The following is a 24,129-nucleotide window of genomic DNA, read 5'->3' as shown; positions in this document are numbered from 1 at the left end:
CGTGATCGTTCCTGGACGGCCGTGGCGGTCCCCACCGGCCGTGGAGGCCGGTGAAAGGACTGGAGGAGGCGGCGGCGCCGGGGGACGCGGCGAGGCGGCGGGGGGTCGCCGGCCTCGTCGCGAAGGGGTGTGGTGCGCCGGGGCGCGGTCAGCGATATGGCGCGCGCCGGGGCGCGGTCAGCGGTATGGCGCGCGCCGGGGCGCGGTCAGCGGTGTGGCGTGCGCCGGGGCGCGGTCAGCGCTGGCTGACGGCGGCGGAGCCGGGCAGCGGGATGTAGGGGAAGTGCGGCTGGGACGGCTTGTCGTTGGCGTCGACCTTGTCGCCCGCGGCCAGGGCGTCGACCGGCTTGCCGGTCAGCGCGGCGCCTTCGACGGCCTGGAGCGAGATGTCCACGACGTCGTCGCCCAGACGGCGCCCGTTCGGGAAGCCCTGCAGGTCGCCCGCGAGGACGCCGAGCCGGTTGGGGTCGCGCGCCGGCGGCACCGCCATGTTCAGCCGCAGCATCTCCGAGGGCCGGAACGCCCTGGGGTCGGCGTCCCTGTTCAGGATCTGTGAGTTGAGGTCGGCCTTGATGGGGCCGTTGGCCTTGGCGATGCCGGTCAGGAAGATCTCGACCAGGTCGGCGCGGGGCGTCTTGGGCGCGGGGATCTTGTAGATGCCCTCGACGAGCTTGGGCAGCTCGGGGTGGGTGACCCGCTTGACGACCGCCGGGATGCCGGCGTCCTTGTCCGGGCTGATCGCGTTGAAGGTGTCCTTCAGGGCGGCGGGCACGACGACCTCGTTGACCAGCGGGTTGCCGAGCCGCGACACCTGCCGGTACCCGCCCGGGCTCCACTTCTCGGTGGTGGACCACACGCCGATGACCGGGTTGCGCCGGGCGTCGCCCTTCAGCGCCACCTCGTCCTTGGGCACCTGGATGGCGATGCTGTGGACGTTGTAGCCCCTGGTGGTGTCCTGGCCGACCTCCGACAGGTCGCCGCCGTACAGCAGGTCGAAGACCCGCAGGTCCACGAAGAACGCCTCGTCGGCCTGCCCGGCGAAGCTCTGGCCGCCGCCGGGCAGCCGGCGCAGCGACTGGGCGCGCAGCCGGCCGTAGTCGGGCATCGACGCGGCGCCGGTGTTGCTCGGCGCGACCACGCCGTCCTTGACCACCGTGGTCCACCCGTCGCGGGCCGTGAACTTCTTGAGCGTGTAGCGCTGGCGGAACAGCAGGTTCTCGTCGCCGATCGAGGTGACCGGGCCGTTGTTGTACAGGAAGGTGGAGGCGCCGCGGCGGTCCTCGTCGCGGAAGGTCCACTGGTAGGTGACGTCCGGCAGCCCGTTGCCGTTGTTGTCGATCTTGATGTTGTAGCGCGACCTGGTGTCGAAGGTGTAGAAGTTCGGCCCGCCGGCCGGCTCCTCGAACGGGATCCAGTTGGCGATGAGCGTGACGGTGTCGGGCCTGTCGGGGCTGACGAAGGCGTACACGTCGGTGTTGTCGTTGCGCGGGTCGCCGGCGATGAGCGGCGCCTCGCGATGGGAGGAGGCGCCGCCGGCCTCGGGGCGCAGCAGGGTGAGTGAGGAAGCGGCCACCACCCCGGCGACGCCCAGGGCCAGCAGGGCTCGCCGGTTGATCCGGAGCTCCATGTCGTCGAAATCCTTTCGGCCACCGGTCGCGTCGCGACCGGGTGTCGGCTTGTGTGGAAGAGGTCCGGCCGGGTCCTCACGACGAGATACGGGGCCGCGGCGACTTCGGATTGGCCGTGGACGCGGAATCGTGAAAACGGTTCCGGCGGTGGCCCGGCCGCGCGGGGCCAGGGCGGTGGGGCGTAACGGGGTTCCCGGGCGGGCCGATCCTGATCGGCGGGGATGAGGACGGCGCTCTCGTGCGTTGTTGATCGCGGGGGCGCGCCCCGGGGGCTGGAGGTGACGGTGGCGGACGGGCTCGGGCAACTGATCGGGGACAGGCGTCTTTCACCCGTGCAGCAGCGCATCGCGCACTACTTGAGCGACAACCTCCCTGACGCGATCTTCCTGTCGAGCGTCGAGCTGGCCGAGCGCGCAGGGGTGAGCCAGCCGTCGGTGACCCGGTTCGCGATGGCCCTGGGCTTCGCCGGATACCCGGAGTTCCGCCACGCGCTCCGTCCGCTCGTGCTGAACGGCGACGGTCCCGCCGACGCCGTGCCGCCACATGCCGCGGGCGACGGGGCCGCCGTAGGACGCTCCCTGCTGGAGATGATCGACCGCGAGATCCGCAACCTCGCGGCCGTCCGCGACCGCCTGGCCGGCGGGGTCCCGTCGCCCGGCCGGCCCGCCGACGGCCTGTCCGGGCGCATCCGGGGGCTCGGCGCGGCGCTCGCGGTGTGCGAGCCGCTGCCGGTGGTCGGGCTGCGGGTGTCCTCCGGACCGGTCATGACCTTCGCCTACTACGCCCGGCGCATCCACCCCGACGTGCGGCCGCTCGTCCACGGCGGCTCCGAGCTGACCGACGGGCTGCACGCCGCCCGCCGGGCGGGTTCTGAGTGGCTGCTGGCCGTCGTCCTGCCCCGCTATCCGCTGGAGGTCGTGCAGGCGCTGGAGTACGCCGCCAAGCTGGGCCTGCGCACGGCGGTGATCACCGACCGCGCCGAGGTGCCGTTCCCGGCGGACGTGGTGCTGCACGCGCCGGTGGGGGAGGAGCCGGTCTGCGGTTCCCACGCGGCGCCGCTGACGGTGGCGATGCTGCTGCTCGCGGCGATGGCCGAGGCGGCGCCGCTGCGCACCCGGGCCCGGCTGGAGGAGGACGAGCGCATGAGCGGCCAGACCGGGGTCTTCCTCCAGCCCTGAGCGCTCCTGCGCCTAAGGTGAGGCGCATGACGGCACGACCCATCGCACTGATCACCGGCGGCTCCCGCGGCGTGGGCGCGGCCATCGCCCGGGCCCTGGCCCCCACGCACGACCTGATCCTCGGCGGGCGCGACGGCACCGCGCTGCGCGCCGTCTGCGACGAGCTCGGCGCGCGGCCCTGGTCGGTGGAGCTGACCGACGAACGCGCCGTGGCCGAGGCGGCGGCGGACGTCCAGCGCCTCGATCTGCTCGTGCACAGCGCGGGCGTGGCGCGGCTCGGCACGGTCGCCGAGCTGCCGGTGCGGGCGTGGCGCGAGACGATGGAGGTCAACGTGATCGCCGTCGCCGAGCTGACACGCCTGCTGCTGCCGGCGCTGCGGGCCGCCCGCGGGCACGTGGTGCTGATCAACTCCGGGGCCGGCCGGCGGGCCAACCCCGGCTGGGCCGCCTACGCCGCCAGCAAGTTCGCGCTGCGCGCCCTCGCCGACGCGCTGCGGCAGGAGGAGGAGCCGCACGGCGTGCGCATCACCTCGGTGTACCCGGGGCGGGTGAACACCGACATGCAGCGGGACGTGCGCGAGCAGGAGGGCGGCGCGTTCGAGCCCGAGCGCTATCTGGTGCCCGAGTCGGTGGCGCGGGCCGTCGTCGCGGCCGTGACGGCGGGCGGGGACGCGCATATCACCGAGATCGACATACGCCCCTCCGCGGGACCGGTCGCCTGAGCGTCATCTCTTCCCGGCATCCCCCTTCCCGACATTTCATATGACGCAAATGAATTGATTCATATATCGGGACATACGTTGACTTTTTCCTGGACAGATGGGGGGAGTGTCCGACCTTAGCTACTGGTGCGAGCTGGCCTGGTTGCATCCCGGCGAGGTGGTCGCCGGGGTCCTGGTCCAGGTGGAGGGCAGCCGCATCTGCGAGGTCTCGCGCGGCGTCTCTGCGCCCCGGGGAGTCGTGCGCCTCACCGGCCTGACGGTGCCCGGCCTGGCCAACGCCCACTCCCACGCCTTCCACCGCGCCCTGCGCGGCCAGGCCCAGGGCGGCACCGAGAGCTTCCAGGCCTGGCGCGAGCGCATGCACGCGGTGGCGGCGCGGCTCGACCCCGACACCTACCTCGACCTGGCCAGGGCGACCTTCGCCGAGATGGCGCTGGCCGGCATCACCTGCGTCGGCGAGTTCCACTACCTGCACCACGGCGTGGGCGGACGGCCGTACGCCGACCCCAACGCGATGGGCCACGCTCTCATCCGGGCCGCGAGGGAGGCCGGCCTGCGCATCACCCTCCTGGACGCCTGCTACCTGACCGGCGGCATGGGAGCGACGCCGAGCGGCCCGCAGCTGCGCTTCGGCGACCGCGACGTGGACCGCTGGGCCGAACGGGTGGACGCCCTGGCCGGCGAGTACGCGGGCAGCGGCGACGTGGTGGTCGGCGGGGCCGTGCACTCGGTGCGCGCCTGCCCGCCCGAGCGGATGCCCGTGGTCGCCGAGTTCGGCCACCGCAGGGCCGCTCCCGTGCACGTCCAGGTCTCCGAGCGGCGCACCGAAAACCGTCACTGCGTCGAGACCTACTGCGCCACGCCGGTCCAGGTGCTGTACGAGCACGGCGTCCTCGGCCCCCGCACGACGGCCGTCCACGCCACCCACCTGTCGGACGTCGACGTGGCCCTGCTCGGCGGGTCCTCCACCCACGTGTGCGTGTGCCCGACCACCGAGCGCGACCTGGCCGACGGCATCGGCCCGGCCCGCCGGCTGCACGACGCGGGGTCGCCGGTCACCCTCGGCAGCGACAGCAACGCCATGATCGACCTGCTGGAGGAGGCCCGGGCCGTCGAGCTGGGGGAGCGCCTGACGACGGGCGAGCGGGGCCACTGGACGGCCGCCGACCTGCTCAGATCGGCCACGATGGTCGGGCAGGCCTCGCTCGGCCACCCCGACGCGGGCTTCATCACCCCCGGCGCCTGGGCCGACCTGGTGTCGGTGCGGCTGGACTCGGTGCGCACCGCGGGCGCGGGCAGCGGCTGCCCCGCCGAGACCGTCGTCTTCGGCGCTTCGGCCTGCGACGTCCACTCGGTCGTCTCCGGCGGCCGCAGGGTGGTCGTCGAGGGCGGCCACGTTCTCGGCGACGTCGGGCCGATGCTGGCCGACGCCATCTCCGCGCTACGCGAATGATCCCATTTGTCGCTGTTTGACGGTCGGTTATCCGGGCATCCGTGTGTCTCTCAGATGCGAAGTCATCCTTGAGGAGGAGCCCGGAAACCATTCTCCGGTCGTATCTCTTTAGGGAATCTTTGCCTTGGACTGAACGTTGATCCGGCAAAGAGGGGGAAGCGCGTCGCACCGGTCACTGGACGGCCGGCACGACGGGCTCACCCGCACACCAGGGCGGGCGCGGCGAGACGAGGTGCCATCAGGATGGCAAGGCCGACGGGGATTCGGACGCAGGACCAGCAGGCCGCTGAGAGGGACCTTCTCGGCACCTACCTGGCCGAGATCGGGCGGGTGCCACTGCTCAGCGCGGACCAGGAGGTCGAGCTGGCCAAGCGCATCGAGGCGGGGCTGTTCGCCGAGCAACTGCTCGACAGCGGGGAGCCGGAGCCCAAGATCGCCGGCGCCCTCGACGAGGAGCTCGAACGGCTCGCGGTCTCGGGGCAGCGGGCCAAGGACGAGTTCATCCAGGCCAACCTCCGGCTCGTGGTGGCCGTCGCGCGCAAGTACTCCGGCAGGGGGATGCCGCTGATCGACCTGGTCCAGGAGGGGAACCTGGGCCTGGTCAGGGCCGTGGAGAAGTTCGACTACCGCCGGGGATACAAGTTCTCGACCTACGCCACCTGGTGGATCCGCCAGTCGGTCGGCCGCGCCATCCACGAGCAGGCCAGGCCGGTACGCCTGCCCACCCACGCCGGTGAGCAGATGACCCGCCTGATGCGCGTGCGCCGCGACATGATGGCCGAGCTGGACGCCGAGCCGACCGACGCCGACCTCGCCGAGGTCCTCGACCTGCCGATCGAGCGGGTGCGCGAGCTGCGCCGCTGGGCCTCCGACCCGGTGTCGCTGCAGCTCGGCGTGGGGGACGAGGACGAGACGGAGCTCGGCGACATGATCGCCGACGACACCTGGGCCGACCCCGAGCAGCAGGCGATGGACACCCTCGAGCGCGAGCGCCTGGACGACTGGCTGCAGGGCCTGGAAGGCCGCACTCGCGAGATGTTGCGCTGGCGTTACGGCCTGGTCGACGGGCGTGAGCACACCCTCACCGAGGTCGGCGAGCGGTACGGCATCGGCCGCGACCGCGCGCGGCGCATCGAGCGCGACGCCTTGGCCCGCCTGCGCAAGATGGCCCAGGCGGCCGCCTAGCGCTTTTCTGGAACACCCGCATCGGCGCGTCCTTTTGGGACGCGCCGATGTCGTTCTGGCGACCCTCCGAAACGTGGCCGAAACATCGATGTCGTGAGTTTCACGTACGTGAAACACGCCAGGTCCAGACCTGAAACGGCAGAAGAACACGCTTTCGCCCAACGTCAGTGTGCAGCCGGTCAATGAAGCCCTGGAGCGCCCACTGCGGGAGAAAACGGCCACACGCCATTTGTAAGGGAGGGTCGCATCGAATGAAGATCGATAGCGGCACCACAGCCTGGATGCTCGCGGCCACCGCGTTGGTGCTGCTGATGACTCCGGGCCTCGCGTTCTTCTACGGGGGCATGACCAGGGCCAAGAGCGTCCTGAACATGATGATGATGTCGTTCGTCAGCATCATCACGGTAACCATCGCCTGGGTCATCTACGGTCACTCGCTGGCGTTCGGCACGAACGGCAACGACTTCCTCAACAAGTTCGTCGGCGGGCTCAAGGACGTCGGGCTGCAGAGCCTGGTCGACACCGCCACCAAGGACGACGGCACCGGCATGCCGAGCCTGGTGTTCTCCGCCTTCCAGCTCACCTTCGCCATCATCACCGTCGCTCTGATCAGCGGTGCGATCGCCGACCGGGCCAAGTTCGGCGCCTGGGTCGTCTTCTCCATCGTGTGGGCGACGATCGTGTACTTCCCGGTGGCCCACTGGGTCTGGGGCGGCGGCTGGCTGACCCAGCTCGGCATCGAGGACTTCGCCGGCGGCACGGTGGTCCACGTCAACGCCGGTGCGGCGGGTCTCGCGCTCGCCCTGGTGATCGGCAAGCGCAGCGGCTGGCGCAAGGACCCGATGCGTCCGCACAACCTGACCCTGGTGCTGCTGGGCGTCGGCCTGCTGTGGTTCGGCTGGTTCGGCTTCAACGCCGGCTCCGAGCTGGCCGTCGACGGCACCGCGGGCCTGGCCTTCATGAACACCCAGGTCGCGACGGCGGTCGCCGCCGGTGCGTGGATCCTGGTCGAGAAGCTCCGTGACGGGCACTCCACCACGCTGGGCGTGGCCTCCGGCGCCGTCGCCGGTCTGGTCGCCATCACCCCGGCCTGTGGTTTCGTCGACCCCTGGGCGGCGATCGTCATCGGCGCCATCGCCGGCGCGGTCTGCGCCTACGCCGTGGGCCTGAAGTACAAGCTCGGCTACGACGACTCGCTCGACGTGGTCGGCGTCCACCTGGTCGGCGGCGCGCTCGGCGCCATCTCCCTGGGCTTCCTCGCCGCCTACCCCTTCCTGGACCCGCAGGCCAAGGGTCTGTTCTACGGCGGAGGGTTCACCCAGCTCGGCCGCCAGATCCTGGGCCCGGTCGTCGTGGGCCTCTACTCCTTCATTCTCGCCTGGATCATCGGCAAGATCATTGACAAGACGATGGGCTTCAGGGTCACTGAAGAGGACGAGGTCACCGGCATCGACATCACCACCCACGCCGAGACCGGCTACGACCTCGGCTCCGTTCACGCCTCCGGCGTCGCCGCCAAGGTGAACGGCCCAGTCCCATCAGTGGCGAAGAAGGTAGACGCATGAGGCTCATCACAGCGGTGATCAAGCCCTTCAAGCTCGACGACGTCAAGGCCGCTCTCGAGCAGTTCGGGGTCAAGGGCATGACCGTCAGCGAGACCAGCGGTTACGGCCGGCAGCGCGGCCACACCGAGGTCTACCGCGGCGCCGAGTACCAGGTCGACCTGGTGCCCAAGGTGCGCGTCGAGGTCCTCACCGAGGAGGAGGACGCCGAGGACGTCATCGACGTCATCGTCAAGGCGGCGCAGACGGGCAAGATCGGCGACGGCAAGGTCTGGTCCGTGCCCGTGGAGACCGTGATCAGGGTCAGAACGGGAGAACGCGGACCGGAGGCCCTCTAACCGGATGATGAGAGGCGACGCTCGCTCATATGCCGCGGCCCGCAAGGAGCGGGCCGCGGACATCGACCGCTGGCTGGCCGACCTCTTCCGCACGGCGTATCCACAGCCGCACGGAGGACGCGAAGGCCGGATCGGGCTCGGGGGGGCCAAGAGCGGGTTCTCCTCCGGAGACGAACGCGGCGCCGGCATCTCCCTCGGGGGGACCGGCGCACCGTCCGCGGGGGCCGGCGCGGCCCTGACGGGCACCGGCATCGCGCTGGTGGCCGTCGGAAGCCTGGGCCGCGCCGAGTTGGCCCCCGGCAGTGACCTCGACCTGGTGCTGCTGCACAACGGGCAGGACGACATCGGCCGCATCGCCGATCGTCTCTGGTACCCGATCTGGGACTCCGGCCTCGGGCTGGACCACTCGGTGCGCACCGTCGAGGAGGCCACCAAGGTGGCCCGCGAAGACCTCAAGGCGGTGCTCGGGCTGATCCAGGCCCGGCACATCGCCGGCGACCCCGAGCTGACGCGGGCCGCCCGCGAGGCCGTGCTGGCCGAGTGGCGCTCCGACTCCCGCCGCAGGCTGGCCGAACTGCACGAGTCGGCCGACAAGCGCGCCGAGTCCTCCGGCGAGCTGGCCTTCCTGCTCGAACCCGACCTCAGGGACTCCCGCGGGGGACTGCGCGACGTGCAGGCCATGCAGGCCGTGGCCGCCGCGTGGGTGGCCTCCGCGCCCGGCCCGCGGGTCCGCGAGGCCTACGAGTTCCTCCTGGACGTGCGCCACGGGCTGCACCTGGTCACCGCCCGCGGCGCCGACCGCCTGGTGCTGCAGGAGCAGGACGCCGTGGCCGGGGCGCTCGGCCTGCTGGACGCCGAGGCCCTGATGCGCCGCATGGCCGAGGCGGGCCGCACGATCTCCCACGCCTTCGACGCCACCTGGCGCACCGTGGACCGCCTGCTGTCCGGGCCGGCTCCGCGCGGGCGCCGCCCGCTGGCAGACGGCGTGGTCGAGCACGGCGGGGAGGTCGTCCTCGCGCGCGGGATCAACCCCAAGAACGACCCCATCCTGGTGCTCAGGGCGGCGGCCGCCGCGGCCGAGGCCGGGCTGCCGATCGCCCCCGCCACCGTCTCGGTGCTCGCGGCCCAGTCGCCGCCGCTGCCGGTGCCCTGGCCCGACGAGGCCCGCGACGCGCTGGTCGCGCTGCTCGGCGCCGGGCGCGCGGCCGTGCCGGTGTGGGAGGAGCTCGACCAGGCCGGCGTCATCGTCCGGCTCATCCCCGACTGGGAGCGGGTGCGGCACCGCCCGCAGCGCAACCCCGTCCACCGCTTCACCGTCGACCGGCACCTCATCGAGGCGGCCACGGGCGCGGCGTCGTTCACCCGCGAGGTGTCCCGGCCCGACCTGCTGCTGATCTCCGCCCTGCTGCACGACATCGGCAAGGGCTGGCCGGGCGACCACTCGACCACCGGCGAGATCGTCGCCAGGGACATCGGCGCCCGCATGGGCCTGGTTCCCGCGGACGTCGACACCCTGGCCACCGTGGTGCGGCACCACCTGCTGCTGCCCGAGACCGCCACCCGCCGTGACCTCGACGACCCGGTGACGATCTCGCGGGTCGCCGAGGCGGTCGGCACCCGCGAGGTGCTGGAGCTGCTGGCCGCCCTCGCGGTCGCCGACGGCAACGCCACCGGGCCGGCGGCCTGGAACACCTGGAAGGCGTCCCTGGTCTCCGAACTGGTGCGCAAGGTGCGGTCGGCCCTGTCGGGCAGCCCTCCGGCGCCCGCGCCCTCGCTGTCGGCGCAGCAGGCGTCGCTGGCCAGGCACGGCGGCGGCGCGGTGCGCGTCAACGGCGGCGCGGTCACCGTGGTCGCGCCGGACCGGCCGGGCCTGCTCTGGCGGGCGGCCGGCGTGCTGGCGGCGCACCGCATGGTCGTGCGCTCGGCCTCGGCCGCGTCGGCGTCCTCCACGGCGGTGATCGAGTTCGCGGTCATCCCCGAGTACGGCACGCCGCCCGACCCCGCCACCCTGGAGGCCGATCTGCGCCTGGTGCTGGCCGGGCGGCTGGACATCGAGCAGAGGCTGGCGCGGCGCACCCGGTCGGTGCGCCCGGCGCGGGTTCCGGTGGCCCCGCCGCGGGTCAGCCTGGTCGACGACGCCTCGCAGACGGCCACGGTCGTCGAGGTGCGGGCGCACGACCGTCCGGGACTGCTGTGGCGCATCGGGCGCGCCTTCGGCGAGTGCAACCTTGACGTGAGGGCGGCTCGCGTGGAGACTCTGGGCGCGGAAGCGGTGGACGTCTTCTACGTGGTCGACCGATCGGGGCAGCCCATCATGGACGCCGCGCAGCGGGTGCAGGTGCGCGAGCACGTGCTCGCCGCCCTGCGCTGAACCCGCAGGTCAGCCGACCAAGATCGCTCCCCGATTCATAACAATTACGTTGGGTGTGCCGGTTCGGTCCTCGGCAATGGTGACCTTGTGGTCGAATTGTCCCGGTTATGTCCTTATCAGCCATGCCGTCATCCATGCATGGAAGAGCGCAGGGGGTGGCGCGGTGAGCATGATGGATCCCGAGACCAAGACGGCACACCCGGGGGCCCACCCGGAGGCCGGCACGGGCGCCAAGCGGCGCAGGCACGGGGGCGGGCAGGCAGGCCAGAGCGGCCCCGGCGGCCAGTACGGCCAGCACAGCCAGCATGGTCAGCGTGCCCGTCGTGGGCCGGGGCGCCTCGCGCCGCGCAACTGGCGGGTGCCCGCGCGCCTGACGGCGCTCATCCTGGTGCCCACGCTCGTCGGCGTCCTGCTGGCGGGTCTGCGCGTCGTGTCCTCGATCGACGGCGTCGCCGCCTACCAGCGCAACGCCGCCGAGGCCACGATCGCCGCCCATCTGCGCGAACTCAGCCTGCAACTGGGGTTGGAACGCGACAGGTCGGTCTGGTTCCAGACCACCCGCCAGCAGCGCGCCGCCCTGCTCGACCAGCGCGGCGCCGTCGACGCGGCGATCTCCAAGGTGCGCGGCGACCTCGGCACCATCGACTCCGAGTACGGCGTGCGCGCCGTCCAGGACGCCCAGCAGGTCAAGAACCGCCTGGACACCATGCCGGTCATCCGCAAGGGCGGTCAGGCGGCCAAGTACACCGACATCGTGTCCTCGCTGCTGCGGCTGCACGACGAGATCATCCAGAGCAGCGAGGACCCGCAGCTCGTCGGCGACCTGCGTGGCCTGAGCGCCCTCGCCCACGCCAAGGAAGAGGCCTCCCAGCAGCGCGGCACGCTCATCGGCACCCTGGCGCGCGGCCAGCGGTTCACCGCGGACAAGCTGGAGGACTTCATCGCCGCCCGGTCGCGGCAGAAGAGCGCCGTCGCCACCTTCAGCGGTGAGGCCGGGGCCGACAACGGCCGGCTGCTGTCGTCCACGCTCGTGGGCGAGCAGGCGATCAGGGCCGAGCTGACCAAGTCGTGGGCGATCGCCCTGGCCTCGCGGAACCTGCCGGTGCAGGCGAACGGGGCGCGCGGGCCCGCGGCGGTCAAGCAGTGGTTCGACGACAGCACCAAGACCATCGACCTGTTCCAGCGGGTGGAGAACCAGGTGGCCGCCACGGTCGCGGCCCGCGCCTCCGCGCTGGAGTCGGCCGAGCGCCGCAACGCGATCATCGCCGGGGTGCTCATCCTCGCCCTGATCCTGCTGGTGCTGGCCACCACGGTGCTCATCGCCCGCTCGCTGGTCCGCCCGCTGCGGCGCCTGCGCTCGGAGGCGCTGGAGATCGCCGGGTTCCGCCTGCCGGCCGTCGTGCGGCGCATGCGCGAGAGCGGCGACGTCGCCGAGGCCTCGGACGTCCAGCCGATCGTGGTGGGGACCAACGACGAGATCGGCGAGGTGGCGTCCGCCTTCGACGAGGTCCACCGGCAGGCCCTGCGGCTGGCCGCCGAGGAGTCCCAGCTCCGCGGCAACGTCAACGCGATGTTCGTCAACCTCTCGCGTCGGATCCAGACGCTCGTCGAGCGGCAGATCTCCCTCATCGACGGCCTGGAGCGCGGCGAGCAGGACGGCTCGCGCCTGGCCGACCTGTTCAAGCTGGACCACCTGGCCACCCGCATGCGGCGCAACAGTGAGAACCTGCTGGTCCTGGCCGGGCACGAGGCCGCGCGCAAGCGCAGCCAGCCCGCCAAGCTGGTGGACGTGGTCCGCGCGTCGCTGTCGGAGGTGGAGGACTACGAGCGCGTCAGCGTCAAGGTCCACCGCAACGCGGCCATCGCCGGGCACGCGGCCAACGACGTGGTCCACCTGGTCGCCGAGCTGGTCGAGAACGCCCTGGCCTTCTCGCCGGGCAACACCCGCGTGGTGGTGTCCAGCAGCATGATCGAGGGCGGCGGCGCGCTGCTGGCCGTCAGCGACTCCGGCATCGGCATGACCGTCGAGGAGATCACCGAGACCAACCGCAAGCTGGCCGACCCGCCGGTCGTGGACGTCTCGGTGTCACGCCGCATGGGCCTGTTCGTGGTCGGCCGCCTGGCCTTGCGCCACGACATCCGCGTGCAGCTCCGGCGCGGCGACGCCGCCGGGCTCATCGCCATGGTCCTGTTCCCGCCGCAGCTCATCTCGGTGGCCGCCGGGCGCGGGCCGGTGCTCCCGCAGCGCGGCGCGGCGCAGGAGACCCCCTCGCCCGCGTTCGGCGGCTCCGACCTGGCCGCCAACGGCGCCTATGGCGGTGGCGAGCCGTTCGCCGCCTTCAACGGGCGCGGCGCCCAGCCCGCCGCCGGCGCCGGCCCGCTCACGAACGGCGCCACGCCGCCGCCGAGCGGTGGCGGGCCCACGCCGCCGCCGAACGGCACCGGGCCGTACTCCTCGCAGAGCCCGTTCCAGCCGTTCCGCACCGGCGCGGGCGCGGCGCCGGTGGGCGGCGACACCCCGGCGTCCGGGTCGCGCCTGAGCGCCTTCGGCGGTCCCGCGCCCGCCGCCGCCCCCGGAGGCGCCGGCCCGGTCCCCGCCGGCCCCGGACGCGGGCAGGGCGCGCGGGACGACGAACCGCTCTTCGGGGCCGTGCGCGGCGACGAAGGCGCCTTCGGCGCCGGCAGGGGCGACGAGGCGGCGTTCGGTCCCGTGGGCCCCTCCACGGGGCCCTCTGGGCCGTCCGGACCCGTCACGCCGCCCGTGTGGCCCACCGAACCCGCGGGCTCCGCCGAGCACGCGGGCCCGTCCACCGATTCCTCCGGCCCCTTCGCCGCCTCGGCCGGTCCGTCCACCGGCGCCGCGGGCACGTCCGCCGGTCCGGCGACCGGTCCCGCCGGTTCCGCGGGTCCGTTCGGGAGGCCGGCCGGTCCGTCCACCGGGCTGCCCGTGCGCGCGCCCGGCCGGTACACCCAGGCCGACCCGCCGACCGCGCCCTTCTCGCCCGGCCTCCCGCCCGCTGATGCCTCCGGGTTGCGGACGGGCGCCGGCGCCTCCGGCGCGCACGCGGGCCCGGCGGGCCCGCGCACCGGCCCTCTGGAGCCGGACACCGGCCCCGCCGGCCCGTCCGGCCCGCGCACCGGCCCGTCCAGCCCCTCCAGCCCCTCCGGCTCGTCTGCTCCGGCCGGTCCGCGGACGGCGCCGCCGGTGCCCGCCGAGTCGCTGCTGGAGCATGGCGACGAGTTCCTGCCGATCTTCGCCGCCCTCGAGTCGGCGTGGTTCCGCCGTCCCGACCCGCACGAGATCGCCGCCGCCCGGGGTCAGGCGCCGGCCGGCCAGGCGGCGGGCGCGGAGACGGCTCGCCCCGAGGACGTCGAGGAACCGCTCGGCTACGCCGAGCAGGAGTCCGGGACGTGGGAGCCCGAGGCGCGCGAGCCCGGGCGCCGGGAGGCCGTGCTCCGTGAGGCCGGGCTGCGTGAGACCGAGCCGCCCGCCGCGGGCGCGGCGGCATGGGGTTCCACGGCCGACTCCGGATGGCAGGCCGCCGACGCGGCGAAGGAGCCCTCCCTCGGCGGCGTCACCGCCGCGGGCTTGCCGAAGCGGACGCCGAAGGCCAACCTTGTCCCGGGATCGGTCGCCGGTCCGTCCGCTTCGGCGGCCGCGCCTCCGCTCCCGTCGCCGCAGGTGTCCGCCGACCAGGTGCGCGCCAGGATGTCGCGGTTCCAGCAGGGCATCCAGCGCGGCCGCGCCGACATCACCGAGGCGTCCCGCACCACCGACAACGACAACCCCTGACCACTTTGACGCGGTACTGATGAGGAGGGCTCGTGATCGACCTGAGTCACGAGGCACGCAGGTTCGACTGGCTGATCACCGAGTTCGTCAGCGGGACACCGGGCGTGGCGCACGCGGTCGTCGTCTCGGCCGACGGACTGCGGCTGGCCAACTCCGAGGGGTTCCCGCCGGACCGGGCCGACCAGCTCGCCGCGGTGGCCGCCGGCCTGCTGAGCCTGACGGTGGGCGCGTCCCGCGTGTTCGACGGCGGCGGTGTGACCCAGACCGTCGTCGAGATGCAGTACGGCATCATGCTGGTCATGGCGATCAGCGACGGCTCCTGCCTGGCCGTGCTGGCCTCCCCCGACTGTGACATGGGCCTGGTGGCCTACCAGATGACGCTGCTGGTGGAGCGCGCCGGGCAGGTGCTGACGCCCGCGCTGCGCGCCGAGTTGCAGACCTCCAGGATCCGGTGATGCTCGAGGGTGACGGGACCGAGGACGAGCCCCTCTTCCGTCCGTACGCCGTCACCGGGGGCCGTGCCGAGCCGAGCTACCACCTCGCGATGGAAACTCTGGTCTCATCGGCCCCCATAATGGGCGATGATTTGTCCCTGCTCACTCCCGAGCAAGAAGCGATCATCGTGCTCTGCCACTCCGTGCGTTCGGTCGCCGAGATCTCCGCGCTGCTGCGGGTGCCGCTCGGCGTGGCCCGCGTGCTGATCGCGGACATGGCCGACGAAGGTCTGGTACGCCTGCATCTGCCGCGGCTCAACCAGGGACAACCAGACCACAACCTGCTTGAAAGGGTTCTCAGTGGACTTCGCAGGCTCTAGCCGCGGCCCGGCGCTGACGTCGACGAAGATCGTCGTCGCGGGCGGGTTCGGCGTCGGCAAGACCACCTTCGTTGGAGCGGTGTCGGAGATCCTCCCGCTGACCACCGAGGCGGTCATGACCGACGCCAGCGCGGGCATCGACGACCTGGGTCTGACCCCGCACAAGACCACGACCACGGTGGCGATGGACTTCGGCCGGCTCTCGCTGGACCAGGACCTCATTCTGTACCTGTTCGGCACGCCGGGTCAGCACCGGTTCTGGTTCATGTGGGACGACCTGGTGCGCGGCGCCATCGGCGCGGTCGTGCTGGTCGACACCCGCCGTCTGGCCGACTGCTTCCCGGCGATCGACTACTTCGAAGAGGCCGGGCTGCCGTTCGTGGTGGGCGTCAACGGCTGGGACGGGCACTACCCGCACGTCGAGCAGGAGGTGCGCGAGGCGCTCACGCTCGCCCCGCACATCCCGATCGTCCGGACCGACGCCCGCTCGCGGGACGCCGTGAAGTCCACCCTGATCACGCTCGTCGAGTACGTCCTGACCCTCAGGTCGGCCTACGGCCGCACCAGTTAGTGCGCCGTCCAGGAACGTTCACCGGCTCGGGCGCCGCAGCGGGCGCCGGCATCGCCGCACCGCGACCCGCCGACCCGGCGCCTTTCATCTCCAGCACACGGCGGGATGAAGAGCCGCTCCCGGTGGACGTAGGTGGGTCACCGCATCAGCGGCCAAGCGGCCGGGGTGTCAGGCGGCCGAGCCGGACCACCAGGTCGCGGCGACCAGTTCGGCGACGAGGGTCTCGGTGAGCAGGGCCACGTCGGCGTCCTCGTCGCCCGCGTACCTGAGCGTGCGCGCCCCCTCCAGCGCCCCCTTCACCGCGCCCTCCGTCGCGCCGCCGACGGCGAGCACGGCCGAGCCCCGCTGCCGCACCCACTCCATGGCCTGGCCGTCGTAACGCGAGCCGGGGAACAGGATGGCCCGGTAGTCGAGGGTCTTGGTGAGGTACACGTCCACGTGGGCCCAGTCGCCGGTCTCGCACGCGTCGGCCGGCCTGCGCGGCCCCTCGCGGACCATCAGCGCCGACTGCTCGGCCGAGGACAGCCGCTCGGCGGGGGCGATGGCGTAGACGCCGTGCGGCCCGTCGAGCAGGGTCAGCGCGTCGGCCAGCCAGACGCCGCGGCGGTCCAGCAGGTCGGCGTTCGCCTCCGCGGCCCGGCGCACCAGGCCGGGGACGTCGGCCTTGACCCCGGTCAGCCTGGCCTGGAGCGCGAGCAGCAGCGCCAGCGTGTGCTGGAAGGTGCGGCAGGAGACCCCGCCGCGCTCCTCGCCCGCCGCCATGTCCACCACCAGGTCGGCCCCCTCGGTCACCGGGGAGCCCGCGGTGTTGGTGAGGGCCAGGACGGTGGAGCGCCCGCGATGGCGGGCGAGGGCGTCCAGGGTCTCGCGGCTGCCACCGGTCGCCGAGATGGCGACGACCAGCGTGTCGCGCGACGGCGGGTGCCCGAGCGCGGCCGAGGCGTACTCGGCGACCGCGTCCACCCCGGCGGCGCGCAGCCGCAGCGCCGCGACCCCGGCGGCGTAGCGCGAGCTGCCCATGCCGAGGAAGACCACCCGCCGCACCTCCCGCGGGATGTCCTCGAACGGGTCGCGTTCCTCCAGCGTGGCGGCCAGCGCCGCGAGCGCGGCGGGCTTGGCTTCCAGGTCGGCCAGGAACAGTTCGGGGTTCACGCGGTCTCCTCGGTGCGGTGCGGGAAGCGGGCGCGCAGGACGCCCATGGGGGCGTAGCGCCAGCGGGGGAGGTGCAGGGCGGCGTAGATCAGCTCGCGGCACTCCTGCTCGATCTCGAACGGGCCGAGCAGCGACTCCTCCAGCAGTTCCGGCCTGCCGTGGGCGGCCAGGCCCTCACGGTAGGCGGTCAGCAGGACGGCGCGCGCCTCGGCGGCCCAGGCCAGTGCCTGCGCCGGGTCGGCGCCGCGCCGCAGGATCGCCACCTGGGCCACGTGTTCCAGGCTCGTCCCGAGCTGGGCCAGGTCGCGGGCGGCCGGTTGGAACGGGTCGGCGCCGGTCACGGTCGGGTTGCCGTCGAAGTCGATGACGGCGTACCCCTCGCGCCAGCGCAGCGTCTGTCCGACGTGCAGGTCGCCGTGGATGCGGATGAGCGGGGTGCCGGCCGCCCGGCCGGGCCCGCGCAGGCCGGCGGCCAGCTCGGAGGCGTGCCGGGCCAGCCAGGCGCCGTCCTCGCCGCAGGTCAGCTCGAGCGCCCGCGCCAGGGCGTCGCGGGCTCGGGCCGCCCACCCGCCGTCCGCGTCGCCGTCCGCGACCCGGACCGGCTCGGGGAAGGCGGGGGAGGGGGTCGCCATCGCGGCGTGCAGGCCGGCGGCCAGCCGGCCGAGGTCGGCGGCGAAGGCGGTGCGCCCGGCCACCGCCTCCTCCACGCACCACTCCCACCCGTCGGCGGCCTCGGGCAGGTAGGCGGTGACCAGGGCGACCAGCGTCTCGGCCCCGCCGGCGGAGCGCCCGGTCAGCGCCGCGTAGGGCAGGGCGGTCGCGGTGAAGCCGACCGAGGTGAGGTGGGCGAACATCTGGGGCGCGGGCTGGGGGAGCGGCGGGGGCGGGGTGAGCCACTTGACCACCACCCGTTCGTCCACGACCACCGAGTTGTTGGTCTGGTCGACGTCGAACCCGCGCTCGCGCGCCGTGGCCCGCACCGGCGGCAGGGGATGGAAGCGCACAACCGCCTGGCCGCCGGGCGGGTCGTCGTCCCGCGACAGGGCCGCGACGAGCGCCGCCGTGGCGCCGTCCCCGGCGACGGGCGTTCTCTCCGGCGACGGCGGGCCGTCAGGTTCTGTTGAACTCGGATTCAACTCGGCAACCAAACTACGAGCTAACAATGTCCGGGAAAGTCTTGCTCATGTTGATATTCGCTGCAACACTCCTGCTTTGGTCTGCCGTGCGAAGGTCAGGCACCGCGGTCTTTCTCGTACCACAGAACCTTGAGAACCTAAGGAGTAGCGGCCGTGTCCCGAACCCGGTACACCCGTCATCTTCCGGCTGCGGCGGTCGCCGCCGGTCTTGTGCTCGCCCTCGCGGCGTGTGGCGGTGGCAGCTCGACGAGCGCCGACGGCGCCGCGCCGAGCGCGGCGGCCGACGAGCTCAACCCCAACGCCGATCTGAGCAAGCAGTCGCTCACCATCACCATTTGGGACGGCTACAGCCCGAAGGACCTGCCCCAGCAGGTGGAGCAGAAGCTGAAGTTCCCGCTCAAGATCGCGATCCACGACACCAACGAGACGGCGATGGCCAAGCTGACGGCCGGCGCCGACAGCGGCGTCGACGTGGCGTTCGTCTCGGGCCAGTACGCGCAGGCGCTCAACGAGCAGGGCCTGCTCGAACCGCTGCACCCCGAGCTGATCCCGAACCTGGCCAACCTCTACCCCGAGGCCTCCCAGCTCTCCTTCGACAAGGGCACCAAGTTCTCGGTGCCCTACACCTGGGGCACGACGGGCATCTGCTACCGCACCGACATGGTGAAGACCCCGCCCACGAGTTGGAACGATCTTTTGAACCCGGCTCCCGACCTCAAGGGCAAGGTCACGATGATGACCACCGAGCGCTGGCTGGCGCTCCCCGCCCTGAAGGCCATGGGCGCCTCCATCAACACCACCGACGACAAGCAGCTCGCCCAGGCCAAGGACATGCTCCTGAAGGCCAAGCAGGCCGGCATGCTCTACGACGACACGACCTTCGGCGCCAAGCTCGACAAGGGTGAGGCCGCGCTGGTGGAGGCGTGGGACGGCTGGTGCCCGACCACCAACCCGAAGATCAAGTTCGTGGTGCCCAAGGAGGGAAGCGACCTCTGGTCGGACACCATGGTGATCATGAAGACCTCCAAGAACAAGGAGGCCGCCCACGCGTTCATCAACTTCATCCTCGACCCGCTCGTCCACAGCTGGGTGGCCGAGAACATCCTCTACAAGGTGCCGAACAAGGCCGCCATGGACCTGGTCGCCAAGAACGACAAGAAGCTCATGCAGGACAATGCGCCGCTGCAGATGACCCCGGCGGAGCTGCTGAAGGGCGAGTCGATCGTCGACCTCGGCGAGGCGTCGACCAAGTACACCCGTCTCGCCACCGAGATCTCCGCCAACCAGTGACGGTTTCGCGTTGACCACCGAGCACGACATCGCGCGTCCCGGCGCGGCGCCCCGCCCCTCCACAGGGCGGGCGCCGCGCCGTTCGCGCGCCCTCGGCGGGGCCGCCGCGCGCCTGGCGTTCCTCGGCCCCGGCCTCGGCTACCTGATCGTCCTGCTGCTCGTCCCGCTGGCACTGATCCTGAGCTACACGGTGTTCCGGCGCGGGCGGTTCGGCGGGGTGGTGTACGAGGCGACGGCCGAGAACTTCGCCCGCCTGTTCGACCCCCTCTACTTCGACATCGTCGTCGGCTCGGTGAAGACCGCGACGCTGACGACGCTGGCGGCGCTGCTGATCGGCTACCCCACGGCGTACGTGATCGCCGGGCTGCCGCGCCGCTGGAAGACGCTGGCGCTGGTCGCCATCGTCCTGCCGTTCTGGACCAACTTCCTCATCCGCGTCTACGCCTGGGTGATCCTGCTCAGCGGGCCCGGCCTGGTGAACAAGGCCCTCACCGGCATCGGCCTCATCGACGAGCCCCTGCGGCTGCTCTACAACCAGGGCACGATCGTCACCGGACTGCTGTACTCCTACCTGCCGCTGATGATCCTGCCGCTCTACGCGGCGATCGAACGGCTGGACCCGCAACTGCGCGAGGCGTCGGCCAACCTCGGGGCGCGGCCCGCGCGCACGTTCTGGTCGGTGACGCTGCCGCTCACCGTGCCCGGTGTGCTGACCGGGTGCGTCTTCGTGTTCGTGCCGTGCCTGGGCAACTTCGTGATCCCCGAGATCCTCGGCGGCGGGCGCTCGATCATGGTGGGCAACCTGATCAGGGACCAGTTCCTCAAGGCGCGCGACTGGCCGTTCGGCTCCACCCTCGCCCTGGCGGTGATCGCGGTGCTCGTCCTGCTGCTGTTCCTGCAGGCGTGGGCCTCGCGCGCGTACGGCGGGACGGAGGGCCGTCGTGCCTAGGCGCCGCCTGATCTACGTGCCCTTCTGGGCCACCTACGTGTTCCTCTACACGCCGATCGTCGTGCTGGTGGTGATGTCGTTCAACTCCGGCAAGTCGCCGTACGTCTTCCAGGGCGTCAGCCTGAAGTGGTACGGCGAGCTGGCCGCGGACGCGACGGTCCGGCAGGGGCTGGTCAACACGCTGATCGTCGCGGCCGGCACCACGGTGCTGTCCACGGTGCTCGGCACCCTGCTCGCGGTGGGGATGGCCCGTCACACCCGCTCGCGGCTGCTGGACGCCCTCGGGCTGCTGCCGGCCGTGCTGCCCGACCTGGTGCTGGCCATCGGGCTGCTGGTGTTCTACTCCACCGTGCGGATGACCCTCGGCCTGCACTCGGTGATCCTCGCCCACACCGTGTTCGGCATGGCCTTCGTCGCCGCGGTCGTTCGCACCCGGCTCACCCACGCCGACACCTCGCTGGAGGAGGCCTCCCGCGACCTCGGCGCCTCGCCGCTGACCACGTTCACGCGCATCACCCTGCCCACCCTGGCGCCGGGCATCGCCGCCGGGGCGCTGCTGGCGTTCACGCTGTCCATCGACGAGTTCGTGATCGCGTTCTTCACCGCGGCCCCGACCGAGCCGACCCTGCCCATCGTGATCTACTCGATGGTGCGCTTCGGGGTCACCCCTGAGATCAACGCGCTGGCGACGATCCTGCTCGCGGTGAGCTTCACCGTGGTCATCGTCGCCCAGCGGATGACCCGACTGACGGAGTCCCTCTCATGAGCGCTGTATCCGACGCCCCTGCCGTGCCGCGGACGCTGGTGGGCATCGAGGGCGTCTCCCGGCGGTTCGGCGCGGTCACCGCCCTCGACGAGGTGTCACTGGACATCCGCCAGGGCGAGTTCTTCGCCCTGCTCGGCCCGAGCGGGTGCGGAAAGACCACGCTGCTGCGCATCCTGGCCGGGTTCGAGTCGCCGGACGCCGGCGCCGTCACGCTGGACGGCGCCGACCTGCTGGCGCTGCCGGCCCACCGCCGACCGGTCAACCTGATGTTCCAGTCCTACGCGCTGTTCCCGCACATGAGCGTCGCCAGGAACATCGCCTACGGGCTGGAGCGCGAGAAGCTGCCCCGCGCCGAGGTCAGGACCCGGGTGGCGGAGGTGCTCGCCACCGTCGGCCTCACCGAGCAGGCCGCCCGCCGGCCCCACCAGCTCTCGGGGGGCCAGCGGCAGCGGGTCGCGCTCGCCCGGGCCATCGTCAAGCGTCCCCGCCTGCTCCTGCTGGACGAGCCGCTGTCCGCGCTGGACAAGAAGGTGCGCGCCGAGATGCAGCTGGAGCTCAAGCGCCTGCAGCACGAGGTCGGCATCACCTTCGTCGTGGTCACCCACGACCAGGAGGAGGCGATGTCGCTGGCCGACCGCATCGCCGTCATGCAGGACGGCCGCGTCCAGCAGGTGGACGCGCCGGTGCGGCTGTACGAGCGCCCGGCGACGCCGTTCGTCGCGGGGTTCATCGGCGCCAACAACCTCTTCGAGGGCACGGTCGCCGGCGACGGCCTGTCGGTCGCGGGCCTCGGCACGCTGCCCGCGCGGGGCGGCTTCGCCGCGGGCGCGCCGGCGCTGCTCGGCGTGCGTCCGGAGTCGGTCCGCCTGGGTGAGAACGGCATCCTCACCGGGGTGGTGGCGGACGTGAGCTTCTACGGGGGCGTGTCGCACATCGCGGTGCGGGTGCCCGGCCACGACCGGCCCATCCTGGTCGCGGCGCAGGGCCCGAGCCAGGTGCGGGCCGGCGCCGAGGTGGGTCTCGGCTGGTCGCCGGACGACGCCGTGCTGATCGCCCGATGAACCAGGTGACCCACGTCAGCCCGTGGCGGGGCCTACGTCCCGGCCACGGAAGCGCGCTCTTCGCGGGACTCGACGACGGCAGGCCGCCGCGGGCGTCAGGGAGCGGCGGGCGCCAGCTCGTTGCCGGTGACGGTCCTGGCGTAGCTCATGATGAGCTCGGCCGCCTCGGCGGGGCCGATGACCGGATGGCGCGCGGTGATGCGGTAGCCGTAGGCGTCCTCGAGTGCGACGAGGTTCCTCGCGATCGTCAGCGAGTCGCCGACCAGGGTGAACACCCCGAGCGCCCCCCCGGTGTCCAGGATCGACTGGTACATCGCCACCTGGCGGTCGTACAGGGTGGTCAGCAGCACGGCGTACACCCTGTTGCGCGCCGCCGCGCCGCCCAGCTCGTTGAGCAGCCGCACCCCCGGGTCGTCCGGCCCCACCGGCAGCCCGGAGCGGATGGTGACCATGAGCTTCTGCGCGGGGTCGGTGCACTGGGCGACGCGCTTGACGCGCAGCTCGTAGAAGCGCTCCATGCCGGCGTGGTGGGCCTCCACCAGCAGCTCGCTCAGGTCGGGGTAGTGGTAGAGCACCGCGCCCGACGTCAGCCCGGCCTCCTCGGCGACGTGGTTGAGATGGACCCCCTGGGTGCCGTGACGCAGGATCGCCCGGCGGGCGGCCTCGATGAGGTCGACCCGCCGGTCCGCACGGCTCTTGCGCGAGCTCATACCAGCCTCCCTGTGCCCCGTTGTTGAACTTGGAGTCTAAAGCCCAGCACCGCCTTCAGACCATGAAAACCCGGCTGTTGACCCACCTACCCGTCAAGCATTTGAATCAGTCTTCAAAACCGATGGAGTACCGATGGCCACCATTCTGTTCATGCCGGAGAGCGCCTACGGGCCGACGAACAACTGCGTCGGCATCGGAGACATCCTGCGCCGCCGCGGCCACCGCGTGGTGTTCGCGGCCGAGGCGTCGTGGAAGGGCAAGCTGACCGCGCTCGGCTTCGAGGAGGATCTGGTCGACCTGGCCCCGCCGGCGGAGGAGGAGCAGGACGCGGGCCAGTTCTGGAAGGACTTCATCCGCGACACCGCGCCCGAGTACCGCAAGTCCACCCGCGAACAGCTCGAGACGGTCACCAAGCCGATCTGGGACGCCCTCATCGACGGCGTGAAGTACTGCGAGCCGCAGCTCAAGGCGATCATCGAGCGGGTGCGGCCCGACGTCATCGTCGAGGACAACGTCATCACCTTCCCCGCGCTGCTGACGGCCGGCAAGCCGTTCGTGCGCATCGTCTCGTGCAACCCGCTGGAGGTGAAGGGCGAGGACGTGCCGCCGGTGTTCAGCGGCCTGCCCTCCGGCGACCGCGCCGAGTGGGAGGCGTTCCGCGCCGAGTACGACCGCACCCACCGCGACGTCTGGGCGGCGTTCAACGAGTGGGTCGTGGAGCAGGGCGCCCCCGCGCTGCCCGAGCTCGAGTTCATCCACGAGGGCGATCTGAACCTCTACGTCTTCCCCGAGATCGCCGACTACACCGGCGCGCGCCCGCTCGGCCCGTCCTGGCACCGCCTGGACTCCTCGGTGCGCGAGACCGACGAGGCGTTCGAGGTGCCGGCCTCCCTGGCCGGCGGGGAGGGGGCGCTGGTCTACTTCTCCCTCGGCTCGCTGGGCTCGGCCGACGTCGAGCTGATGCAGCGGGTGATCGACGTGCTGGCCACCACGCCGCACCGGTACATCGTCTCCATGGGCCCGCTGCACGAGGAGATCAAGCTGGGCGGCAACATGTGGGGCGCGGAGTTCGTGCCGCAGACCAAGATCATTCCGTTGGTCGACCTGGTGATCACGCACGGCGGCAACAACACCACCACCGAGGCGCTGCACTTCGGCAAGCCGATGATCCTGCTCCCGCTGTTCTGGGACCAGTACGACAACGCCCAGCGCATCGACGAGCTGGGGTACGGCGTGCGCCTGTCCACCTACGCCTTCGCCGACCAGGAACTGGTCGCGGCCCTGGACCGGCTGCTCGGCGACACCGCGCTGCGGGCCCGCCTGGCCGAGGCCGGCGAGGAGATCCGCCGCCGCGACGGCCTGCGCAGGGCCGCCGACCTCATCGAGGCGACGGCCGCGCCCGCGGCCTCCGCCTGACGTTCCACCCGCCGGCCCCGCCCCCGCGCCGTG

The 24,129-nt window shown here is 72.3% G+C and carries 20 protein-coding genes; 16 read left to right on the top strand and 4 right to left on the bottom strand.

The window, feature by feature from the left end; all coding sequences use genetic code 11:
• Positions 1 to 235: 235 nt before the first annotated feature.
• Entirely contained in the window at positions 236 to 1,627 is a 1,392-nt protein-coding gene (locus ABZU32_RS34430) for a DUF4331 domain-containing protein (protein ID WP_354929102.1), read from the bottom strand.
• Positions 1,628 to 1,960: 333 nt separating this feature from the next.
• Here ABZU32_RS34430 and ABZU32_RS34425 point away from each other — a divergent pair, with 333 nt between their 5' ends.
• The 11 genes from ABZU32_RS34425 to ABZU32_RS34375 all read left to right on the top strand — a co-directional run bounded on the left by ABZU32_RS34425 (position 1,961) and on the right by ABZU32_RS34375 (position 15,615).
• A complete protein-coding gene (locus tag ABZU32_RS34425) occupies positions 1,961 to 2,806 on the top strand; it encodes a MurR/RpiR family transcriptional regulator (protein WP_354929099.1) in 846 nt (281 codons plus the stop codon).
• 26 nt (positions 2,807 to 2,832) lie between these two features.
• Positions 2,833 to 3,528, top strand: a complete 696-nt coding sequence (locus tag ABZU32_RS34420) for an SDR family oxidoreductase (protein ID WP_354929096.1) — start codon at positions 2,833 to 2,835, stop codon at positions 3,526 to 3,528.
• 106 nt (positions 3,529 to 3,634) lie between these two features.
• Positions 3,635 to 4,981, top strand: a complete 1,347-nt coding sequence (locus ABZU32_RS34415; protein ID WP_354929093.1) for a formimidoylglutamate deiminase — start codon at positions 3,635 to 3,637, stop codon at positions 4,979 to 4,981.
• Between the two features lie 243 nt (positions 4,982 to 5,224).
• Complete coding sequence (locus ABZU32_RS34410; RefSeq protein ID WP_354842125.1) at positions 5,225 to 6,166, top strand: sigma-70 family RNA polymerase sigma factor; 942 nt, start codon at positions 5,225 to 5,227, stop codon at positions 6,164 to 6,166.
• A 251-nt stretch (positions 6,167 to 6,417) separates the two neighbouring features.
• Positions 6,418 to 7,731 (top strand): ammonium transporter, encoded by a 1,314-nt coding sequence (locus ABZU32_RS34405; protein WP_354929090.1) that lies wholly within the window; start codon positions 6,418 to 6,420, stop codon positions 7,729 to 7,731.
• Entirely contained in the window at positions 7,728 to 8,066 is a 339-nt protein-coding gene (locus ABZU32_RS34400; protein WP_354842131.1) for a P-II family nitrogen regulator, read from the top strand. The genes ABZU32_RS34405 and ABZU32_RS34400 overlap by 4 nt, the downstream gene beginning before the upstream one ends.
• A gap of 4 nt (positions 8,067 to 8,070) precedes the next feature.
• The gene (locus tag ABZU32_RS34395; protein ID WP_354929087.1) at positions 8,071 to 10,437 is read left to right on the top strand and encodes a [protein-PII] uridylyltransferase; all 2,367 of its coding nucleotides are present in this window, start codon (positions 8,071 to 8,073) and stop codon (positions 10,435 to 10,437) included.
• A 169-nt stretch (positions 10,438 to 10,606) separates the two neighbouring features.
• On the top strand, positions 10,607 to 14,230 hold the full coding sequence (locus ABZU32_RS34390) for a nitrate- and nitrite sensing domain-containing protein (RefSeq protein ID WP_354929218.1): 3,624 nt from the start codon (positions 10,607 to 10,609) through the stop codon (positions 14,228 to 14,230).
• A gap of 41 nt (positions 14,231 to 14,271) precedes the next feature.
• A complete protein-coding gene (locus ABZU32_RS34385) occupies positions 14,272 to 14,685 on the top strand; it encodes a roadblock/LC7 domain-containing protein (protein WP_354842378.1) in 414 nt (137 codons plus the stop codon).
• Positions 14,685 to 15,044, top strand: a complete 360-nt coding sequence (locus ABZU32_RS34380) for a DUF742 domain-containing protein (RefSeq protein WP_354842137.1) — start codon at positions 14,685 to 14,687, stop codon at positions 15,042 to 15,044. The genes ABZU32_RS34385 and ABZU32_RS34380 overlap by 1 nt, the downstream gene beginning before the upstream one ends.
• Positions 15,045 to 15,057: 13 nt before the next feature.
• A complete protein-coding gene (locus tag ABZU32_RS34375) occupies positions 15,058 to 15,615 on the top strand; it encodes an ATP/GTP-binding protein (protein WP_354929215.1) in 558 nt (185 codons plus the stop codon).
• A gap of 168 nt (positions 15,616 to 15,783) precedes the next feature.
• Here ABZU32_RS34375 and ABZU32_RS34370 read toward each other — a convergent pair whose 3' ends face one another.
• Positions 15,784 to 16,767: an SIS domain-containing protein gene (locus ABZU32_RS34370; RefSeq protein ID WP_354929084.1), complete on the bottom strand. Its 984-nt coding sequence runs from the start codon at positions 16,765 to 16,767 to the stop codon at positions 15,784 to 15,786.
• Positions 16,764 to 17,903 (bottom strand): hypothetical protein, encoded by a 1,140-nt coding sequence (locus ABZU32_RS34365; protein WP_354929081.1) that lies wholly within the window; start codon positions 17,901 to 17,903, stop codon positions 16,764 to 16,766. The genes ABZU32_RS34370 and ABZU32_RS34365 overlap by 4 nt, the downstream gene beginning before the upstream one ends.
• A gap of 153 nt (positions 17,904 to 18,056) precedes the next feature.
• On the opposite strand from ABZU32_RS34365, the gene ABZU32_RS34360 reads away from it, so the two are divergent.
• The 4 genes from ABZU32_RS34360 to ABZU32_RS34345 are packed head-to-tail and all read left to right on the top strand — an operon-like array spanning position 18,057 to position 21,969.
• The gene (locus ABZU32_RS34360) at positions 18,057 to 19,193 is read left to right on the top strand and encodes a spermidine/putrescine ABC transporter substrate-binding protein (RefSeq protein WP_354929078.1); all 1,137 of its coding nucleotides are present in this window, start codon (positions 18,057 to 18,059) and stop codon (positions 19,191 to 19,193) included.
• A gap of 10 nt (positions 19,194 to 19,203) precedes the next feature.
• On the top strand, positions 19,204 to 20,142 hold the full coding sequence (locus ABZU32_RS34355) for an ABC transporter permease (protein ID WP_354842148.1): 939 nt from the start codon (positions 19,204 to 19,206) through the stop codon (positions 20,140 to 20,142).
• Positions 20,135 to 20,908: an ABC transporter permease gene (locus ABZU32_RS34350; RefSeq protein WP_354842151.1), complete on the top strand. Its 774-nt coding sequence runs from the start codon at positions 20,135 to 20,137 to the stop codon at positions 20,906 to 20,908. The genes ABZU32_RS34355 and ABZU32_RS34350 overlap by 8 nt, the downstream gene beginning before the upstream one ends.
• The gene (locus ABZU32_RS34345; protein ID WP_354929075.1) at positions 20,905 to 21,969 is read left to right on the top strand and encodes an ABC transporter ATP-binding protein; all 1,065 of its coding nucleotides are present in this window, start codon (positions 20,905 to 20,907) and stop codon (positions 21,967 to 21,969) included. Before ABZU32_RS34350 ends, ABZU32_RS34345 begins: the two co-directional genes overlap by 4 nt.
• Before the next feature lie 95 nt (positions 21,970 to 22,064).
• On the opposite strand, the gene ABZU32_RS34340 is transcribed toward ABZU32_RS34345, so the two are convergent.
• Positions 22,065 to 22,679, bottom strand: coding sequence for a TetR family transcriptional regulator (locus tag ABZU32_RS34340; RefSeq protein ID WP_354929072.1), 615 nt, complete (start codon positions 22,677 to 22,679; stop codon positions 22,065 to 22,067).
• Positions 22,680 to 22,812: 133 nt separating this feature from the next.
• Between ABZU32_RS34340 and ABZU32_RS34335 the strand changes: the two genes are divergently transcribed.
• Positions 22,813 to 24,096 (top strand): glycosyltransferase, encoded by a 1,284-nt coding sequence (locus ABZU32_RS34335; RefSeq protein ID WP_354929069.1) that lies wholly within the window; start codon positions 22,813 to 22,815, stop codon positions 24,094 to 24,096.
• Positions 24,097 to 24,129: the final 33 nt, after the last annotated feature.

It is taken from the genome of Sphaerisporangium sp. NPDC005288 (assembly GCF_040607475.1).
Taxonomy (GTDB): Bacteria; Actinomycetota; Actinomycetes; order Streptosporangiales; family Streptosporangiaceae; genus Sphaerisporangium; species Sphaerisporangium rhizosphaerae.
Note: the sequence above shows the minus strand (reverse complement) of the source record. Positions and strands in the feature narration are given on the sequence as shown.